General features: G+C 69.0%; 7 protein-coding genes. 4 read left to right on the forward strand and 3 right to left on the reverse strand.

All coding sequences use genetic code 11. The features are described from left to right. Positions 1–367 precede the first annotated feature (367 nt). On the forward strand, positions 368–2,419 hold the full coding sequence (gene paaZ, locus ACE3QP_RS18900; protein WP_374438198.1) for a phenylacetic acid degradation bifunctional protein PaaZ: 2,052 nt from the start codon (positions 368–370) through the stop codon (positions 2,417–2,419). Between the two features lie 252 nt (positions 2,420–2,671). Here paaZ and ACE3QP_RS18905 read toward each other — a convergent pair whose 3' ends face one another. The 3 genes from ACE3QP_RS18905 to ACE3QP_RS18915 all read right to left on the reverse strand — a co-directional run bounded on the left by ACE3QP_RS18905 (position 2,672) and on the right by ACE3QP_RS18915 (position 5,506). Then, positions 2,672–3,568 carry a TIGR02285 family protein gene (locus tag ACE3QP_RS18905; protein ID WP_374438200.1) on the reverse strand — a complete coding sequence of 299 codons (897 nt, stop codon included), beginning with the start codon at positions 3,566–3,568 and terminating at the stop codon, positions 2,672–2,674. A gap of 155 nt (positions 3,569–3,723) precedes the next feature. Continuing rightward, positions 3,724–4,671: a pseudouridine synthase gene (locus ACE3QP_RS18910; protein ID WP_374438202.1), complete on the reverse strand. Its 948-nt coding sequence runs from the start codon at positions 4,669–4,671 to the stop codon at positions 3,724–3,726. Then, positions 4,661–5,506: a rhodanese-like domain-containing protein gene (locus ACE3QP_RS18915; RefSeq protein WP_374438203.1), complete on the reverse strand. Its 846-nt coding sequence runs from the start codon at positions 5,504–5,506 to the stop codon at positions 4,661–4,663. Before ACE3QP_RS18915 ends, ACE3QP_RS18910 begins: the two co-directional genes overlap by 11 nt. A 48-nt stretch (positions 5,507–5,554) precedes the next feature. On the opposite strand from ACE3QP_RS18915, the gene ACE3QP_RS18920 reads away from it, so the two are divergent. The 3 genes from ACE3QP_RS18920 (at position 5,555) to ACE3QP_RS18930 (ending at position 6,778) form a co-directional block, all read left to right on the forward strand. After that, positions 5,555–5,785 carry an RNA-binding S4 domain-containing protein gene (locus tag ACE3QP_RS18920; protein WP_374438205.1) on the forward strand — a complete coding sequence of 77 codons (231 nt, stop codon included), beginning with the start codon at positions 5,555–5,557 and terminating at the stop codon, positions 5,783–5,785. Between the two features lie 169 nt (positions 5,786–5,954). After that, positions 5,955–6,179 carry a hypothetical protein gene (locus ACE3QP_RS18925; RefSeq protein WP_374438206.1) on the forward strand — a complete coding sequence of 75 codons (225 nt, stop codon included), beginning with the start codon at positions 5,955–5,957 and terminating at the stop codon, positions 6,177–6,179. 335 nt (positions 6,180–6,514) lie between these two features. Next, positions 6,515–6,778, forward strand: coding sequence for a VOC family protein (locus ACE3QP_RS18930; protein ID WP_374438209.1), 264 nt, complete (start codon positions 6,515–6,517; stop codon positions 6,776–6,778). Positions 6,779–6,839 lie beyond the last annotated feature (61 nt).

The following is a 6,839-nucleotide window of genomic DNA, read 5'->3' on the forward strand; positions in this document are numbered from 1 at the left end:
ATGACCGCCAAGCTCCGAAGAACAGACCCCCAACCAGCGCAAGAGCTCGCCGGAGCATGCGTTGGGGGTCCATTCATCGCAGAGAGCCCGTGATGGTTTGCGGTGGTCTAGTCGGCCGGTACTCCGGCCAGCTTAGCGGGCAGGTTTTCGCAGTCCCAGGAGGGGTGTGGGAGCCATGTGAGCCAGCCGTGCCATCGCGGCCGACCCGAGGTCGGCTGCGTGCATTGAGCGCCTTTCTTTGGTCACTTTCTTTGGCGCAGCAAAGAAAGTGACCCGCCTGCCGGGGCGGAATCCCGGCGGGCTCTCACGGCATGGACACCAGCAGCGAACAAGCGAACAGCAAAGCAAGCAACCAGGACGGAACAGCATGAGCACCACTCTCCAAAGCTTTATCGCCGGCCGCTGGGTCGGCCAAGGCCCCAAGCAGGCCCTGCGCTCCGCCATCAACGGCAAGGTCGTCGCCCACACCCACGAAGAACAACTGAACTTCGAGGAGATGGTGGCCTACGCAAGAACCACCGGCCTGCGTACCCTGCTGAACACCCACTTCCAGGACCGCGCCCGAACCCTCAAGGCCCTGGCCGCCTACCTGATGGAGCGCAAGGAAGAGCTGTATGCCATCAGCGCCCACACCGGCGCCACGCGCAGCGATTCCTGGATCGACGTCGAAGGCGGCATCGGCACCCTGTTCGCGTACTCGTCCATCGGCGGCAAGGACCTGCCCAGCAGCAACGTGCTGCACGAAGGCCCGCCGATGCGCTTAGGGCAAGAGAACCACTTCATCGGCAGCCATGTGCTGGTGCCGAGAAGAGGCATCGCCCTGCACATCAATGCCTTCAACTTCCCGATCTGGGGCATGTTGGAGAAGTTCGCGCCCAGTTACCTGGCCGGCATGCCCTGCCTCGTCAAGCCCGCCAGCGCCACCAGCTACGTGGCCGAAAAGGCCGTGCGCGTGATGATGGATTCCGGCCTGCTGCCGGCCGGCTGCCTGCAGCTCATCGTCGGTGGCACGGGGGATCTGTTTGATCGCCTCGAAGAGCCTGATGTCGTCACCTTCACCGGCAGCGCCGACACGGCGATGCAGCTCCGCAGCCACCCCAATCTGCTGCGCCGCTCCATTCCCTTCAACGCCGAGGCCGACAGCCTGAACTGCGCGCTGCTGGCGCCCGACGTGACGCCCGACGACCCCGAGTTCGAGCTCTTCGTCAAGGAAGTGGCGCGCGAGATGAGCGCCAAGGCCGGCCAGAAGTGCACCGCCATCCGCCGCGCCATCGTGCCGCGCCATCTGATGGACGCCGTGGGCGCGGCGCTGACCGCGCGCCTGAAGAAGATCGTCGTCGGCGACCCTGCCATCGAGGGCGTGCGCATGGGCGCGCTGGCCAGCCACGCGCAGCAGGCCGATGTGATGGACAAGCTGGCCCTGCTGGCCGAGGGCAACGAGATCCTGCTCAGCGGCCGCGACGGCTTCACGCCCAAGGGCGAGGGCACCGAGAACGGCGCCTTCTTTGCCCCCACCCTGCTGCGCTGCGACCGCCCGCTGCAGCAGACCCAGGTGCACAACGTCGAGGCCTTCGGCCCCGTCAGCACCCTGATGGCCTACGACGACTACGAGGAAGGCCTGCACCTGGCCACCCTGGGCCGTGGCAGCCTGGTGGGCAGCCTGGTCACCAAGACACCCGCGCTGGCCGCCCAGGCCGTGCCCACCTTCGCCGCCTGGCACGGCCGCCTGCTGGTGCTGGACCGCGAGGCCGCGCTGGAAAGCACCGGCCACGGCAGCCCGCTGCCCAAACTCAAGCACGGCGGCCCCGGCCGCGCCGGCGGTGGCGAAGAACTGGGCGGCCTGCGCGCCGTCAAGCATTACCTGCAGCGCTGCGCCGTGCAGGGCTCACCCACCATGCTGACGGCCGTTACCGGCGAGTACCAGCGCGGGGGCGCGGTGCAGGAGTCGGAGATCCACCCCTTCCGCCGCTACTTCGAAGATGTGGAAGTGGGCCAGAGCCTGCTGACCCACCGCCGCACCGTCGGTGAGGCCGACATCGTGGCCTTCGGTGGCCTGAGTGGCGACTACTTCTACATGCACTTCGACGACGTGGCCGCCAAGCAGAGCCAGTTCGGCCAGCGCATCGCGCACGGCTACTTCGTGCTCAGCGCGGCGGCCGGCCTGTTCGTCAGCCCGGCCCCTGGCCCGGTGCTGGCCAACTACGGCCTGGAGACGCTGCGCTTCGTCACCCCGGTCGCGATCGGCGACACCATCCAGGCGCGCCTGACCGCCAAGCGCAAGATCGACCGCCCGCTGCGCGAAGGCCAGGCCAATGCCGGCGTGGTGGCCTGGGATGTGGCGGTGACGAACCAGCGGGGTGAGCTGTGTGCGAGTTATGAGATCTTGACGCTGGTGGCGAAGAAGGGCGAGCCCTCCTGATACAGCGATGCTGGCGCTCTACATCGCCGAGGGCGCCAACTGCTGCGAGCGCGTGCCCATCCTGGAGTGGAAGAGGCAGGCCCTGTCCGAATCGATGGCGATGCTGGATCTGATCGAAGACCTGCAGCCCGAGCCGCCGCTGACCTACACCGACCCCTGGCTGCGCGCCCGCGTACGAGCAGCACTGGCGGCATCTGATGGCACAGCCGGCCGTGGCGGCCGCTTGCCCATTGCGGATTTGACGCTCGCACCTCACTCGATGCGCGGCCCACCCCGGCTGCGCTCGTCAAAGAAGCGCTGCACCTCCGCCCGCTTGGCTTGCAGCAGCGCAGGCGGCGTCCAGGCCATCACGGCGGAGCGGTAGGCACGGCCGGCGGAGGCTTCGCGAATGGCGCGGTCGATGTCCTGGATGACCTTCTGGCCCCAGGCATTGCGCGTGCAGGCCACGTAGCTTTCGCTCCAGCTGCCCGCCTCCTGGATGTCGATCAGGTCCAGCGCGTCCGGAATCTGGCCGTGCTGCACCATGTAGTGCAGGGTCTGCGGGTACTCGATGGTGAAGCTGAAGTGACCGCGTGCCAGCGGCTTCAACAGGGCCCCGGTGTTGGGCACGGACTCCGACGCCAAGGGCCTGGCCGCCAGCAGCGCATCCAGCTCGGGGCCGTAGCTGCGGCCCTTCTCGACCCGCCCCTCGGCACCTGCGCGGGCCACCAACTCGGCCAGGCTGACGCGGGTGGCGCTGCCCACCAGAGCCTGGCGCCGCGCCTTGCGCACCAGCACCGCCTGGGGTGGCACCAGCCGGGCCGGCGTGAAGGTGGCGACCGCCAGACGCGCCGGGGTCTTCAGCGCCGCGAAATAGCAGAGGTTGCGGCCGCGCTCCATGTCCAGCCAGATCCTGGCGACATTGCTGAGCGTGAACTCGTGGCGGTACTGCGGCAGGCGGCGGATCACCGCGGCCAGGCCTTGATCGGCACTGCCGGCGCCCAGTTCCGCCGCGCTGGCCGGCACCCGGCCTTCCTGCAGGATCATCACCGGCGCTCGGTCCACCACGACCCAGGTGATTGAATCCGCCTGGGCCTGGCCACTGAAGACCCAGCCGCTGGCCACCACGGGCAGCGCCAGCGCTGCCAGCCCGCGCGCAAGGCGGTGCAAGCACTGGCGTACCGCCCTAGGTAACACCGGCATGGACATTCCTTTGCTGCAACCTGCCGTTCTGGACGGACAGGCCCACGCTACCAAAGCGCTTCCAGGAGAGGCACCCGGACGAGCCCGATGAAAGCTGCCGCGTGCAAACGTGGGCGCCTGGCTCACCCAGACGTATTGGGCTCTGCCAGTCGCTGCCGGCTCTGGAATCGGCGCTCGCATCCGTTCAGCGGATCCACGAACGCCAACGAGCGCGCCAGCAGCATCAACGGCCGCCCGTAGTCATCCGGCCCCTCGGGCTGCAGCACCGGGTAAATGCGGTCATTGACGATCGGCAGCCCCAGCGCCGCCAGCTGCGCGCGCAGCTGGTGCTTGCGGCCGGTGTGCGGCGTCAGCCGGTACAGGGCCAGGCGCTGGCCCGCGGCGGCGCCGGGCACGGTCGCCGGGTCCAGCTCTTGCACGCGCTCGACCAGGGTCTCGGCATTGGGCTCGCCCGCCACCACCTGCAGCTGGTGGAAGCGCGCGTCCTTCGGTTCCACCAGGCGATGGCGGGCGGTGAAGGGCAGGGGCAGATCTTCGCGCCAGGGCGCGATGGCCTCGTAGACCTTGCACACCCGGCGCTCGCGCCACAGCGCCTGGTAGGCGTCGCGGTGCGCGGGCTGCACGCAGAAGGCCAGCACGCCGGCGGTGTCACGGTCCAGGCGGTGCAGCGGCGTCAGGTCCTGCAGGCCAAGCTGCTGCTGCAGGCGCACCAGCACCGTTTCCTGCACATGCCGGCCCACCGGGCTGACGGCCAGGAAGGGTGGCTTGTCCACCACCACCAGGCGCTCGCAGCGGTGCAGCAGGGTCAGCTCAAAGGGCACGGGCGCTTCGGGTTGCGACGGCCGGCGCCAGTACCAGAGCAGGGTGCCGGGCGGGCAGGCGGTGTCGGGGCCCACGGGGTGGCCCAGGGCGTCGAGTACATCGCCCGCGCACAGGCGTTCGCGCCAGCCCTGGATGTGCGGAAACCGCGCGTGCAGAAAGCCCAGCACATGGGCGTACCCGGTGTCGGCGCGCACGCGGCTGGCGTTCAGGCCGGCGCGTGGCGGTGGGCGCCAGGGCTCAGGCTTCATCCAGGCGCTGGGCGCGGTTCAGGCGCCAGGCTTCATCGGGGTGCGCGGGGTCGAACACGGCCTCGGCCGCAGTGTCGGTTTCCTGCAGCCGGGCATCCAGGGCAATCCGGTTGTCGAACACGAAGCACTCGCCCTCCCAGTCGCGCTCGGCCGCCCCTTCCTCGTTCTGCAGGGCGTGGAAGAAATTCATGATGCCGCCGTCCAACTGGAACACCTGCAGGCCCAGGCTGCGCATCCAGGGCGCGGTTTTGTCACAGCGCACGCCGCCGGTGCAGTACATGGCCACCGGGCGCCGAGCTTCGCGCCAGGCCGGCGCGTGCGCTTCCACGTAGGCCACGAAGTCGCGGAAGTGGTGCACGCCGGGGTCCACCGCGCCGCGAAAGCGGCCCAGGCGCCATTCGAAGTGGTTGCGGTTGTCCAGCAGCACGGCCTTGCCGCTTGCCAGCAGCTCGCGCCAGGCCTGGGGCGAAAGGTGCGAGTCGTCGTGTTCATCGGGCGCTGGAAGCGCCTGCGCCTGCGGCAGGCCCAGGGCCACGATCTCCGGCTTGACGCTGACCTTGAGCCGCCCGAACGGCGGCGTGCGGCAGGGGCTGTGCTTGAACACCAGCGGCCGCGGCCCGAACAGGCCGCTGGCCTGCAGCGCCGCTTCGAAGGCCGTTACATCGGCCGGCACGCCGGCCACTGCGCCGCTGATGCCCTCCGCCGCCAGCACGATGGGCCCGCGCAGGCCCTGCGCCAGCCCGCGCACCCGCTCGGCCGCGGCGGCCGGGTCGGCCACGGGGTGAAAGCGGTAGAAGCTGCTGTGCAGCAGGGTGGCTGATTCAGTGCGGGGCATGGCGGGATTGTCCAAGCCCGGCCGCAGCCGGGCCCGGATACTGCGCCCATGAACCCCGACACCTTCCCCCTGCGCGGCGAGCACATCACCCTCGAAGCCCTGATCAAGGCCGCCGATCTGAACGGCCAGCGCGAACTGGCACGCGCCGTGATTGCCGATGGGCTGGTCAAGGTCAACGGCGAGGTTGAGACCCGGCGTGGGCGCAAGCTGCGCGCGGGTGATGTGGCGCAGCTGGGGGCTGCGGCGGTGCGGGTGGTGGATGGGGATCCGGAGCAGTGAAGCCATGAGCGGTCGTGGCCTGCCCTATCGGTGGCGCTGTTTGTCCTGTGAGACGGTCAATGCCGGACCTGCCATCACCTGCGGTGAATGCGGGTTTCCTTCTCGCCCGAAGACCAAGGACATTCAGACACTCCAGGCACCTCAGCCTGGGCATCGGACGGGGACCAAGATGGCCACCAAGGGCGGACTTGAAGCCCTCGCAGAATGGTTTGCGCCGCTGTCGGTACCTCGCAAGCTGCTGGCCTGTCTGGGACTGTTCCTGATGATCGCTGGTGTGATCTGGTTCAAGGCCACACTGAATTGGGCGGATATGGGTTGGAGCGCCCTTGCCGTCATGCTGGGACTGGGCTTGGTTGGCTTGGCTGACAGGGCACGGGCGCCGACGGACTCCTGAATGCCGAGCCACTGAGCGAGTCCGGCGGGTAGACCAGAGTCTTTGTCTCACACCACTGCGCGCCCCAGACCAACAACCCTGCAGGCCCGCGCGTCCTGAGCTAGACGCAACCCTGCCTAGCGCCATGAAGCACCATCGCCAGCGCCGGCCCCGAGCTGCGCCGGTCCAACCCGCCTACGGCTCGCCGGCGTGGCCACGGCCGGAAGCCAGGAGCTGCCGCTCCTGGGGTATGCAGTGGTCGGTGTGGGTTCTGGGCGCGCGCCGGGGCTAGGGCGCCGCCGGGCCCTGGCCTAAGCTTGGCCGCCCCTTGCAACCCAACCCGAAAGCGAGCCCGCATGAAACGCGTTACCGGCATCGGCGGCATCTTCTTCAAGGCCCAAGACCCCAAGGCCCTGGCCGCCTGGTACCAGAAGCACCTGGGCATCGACGTCCAACCCTGGGGCGGCGCCGCCTTCAGCTGGAACGGCCCCGACAACCCGCAGGGCGTGGGCAGCACGGTGTGGAGCCCCTTCGCGGCCGACACCGCTTACTTCGTCGGCCCTGAACAACTCAGTTCGCGCCGACTGGCACCATTGGGTCGGGCGCTAATCGCGAGCTGAGCAGGCACTCGGCCAGTGTCACGACGCCGAACAAGGCCAGCAAAAGCACCCGCAGGTGCGC

It is taken from the genome of Inhella sp., assembly GCF_041912635.1.
Classification (GTDB): domain Bacteria; phylum Pseudomonadota; class Gammaproteobacteria; order Burkholderiales; family Burkholderiaceae_C; genus Inhella.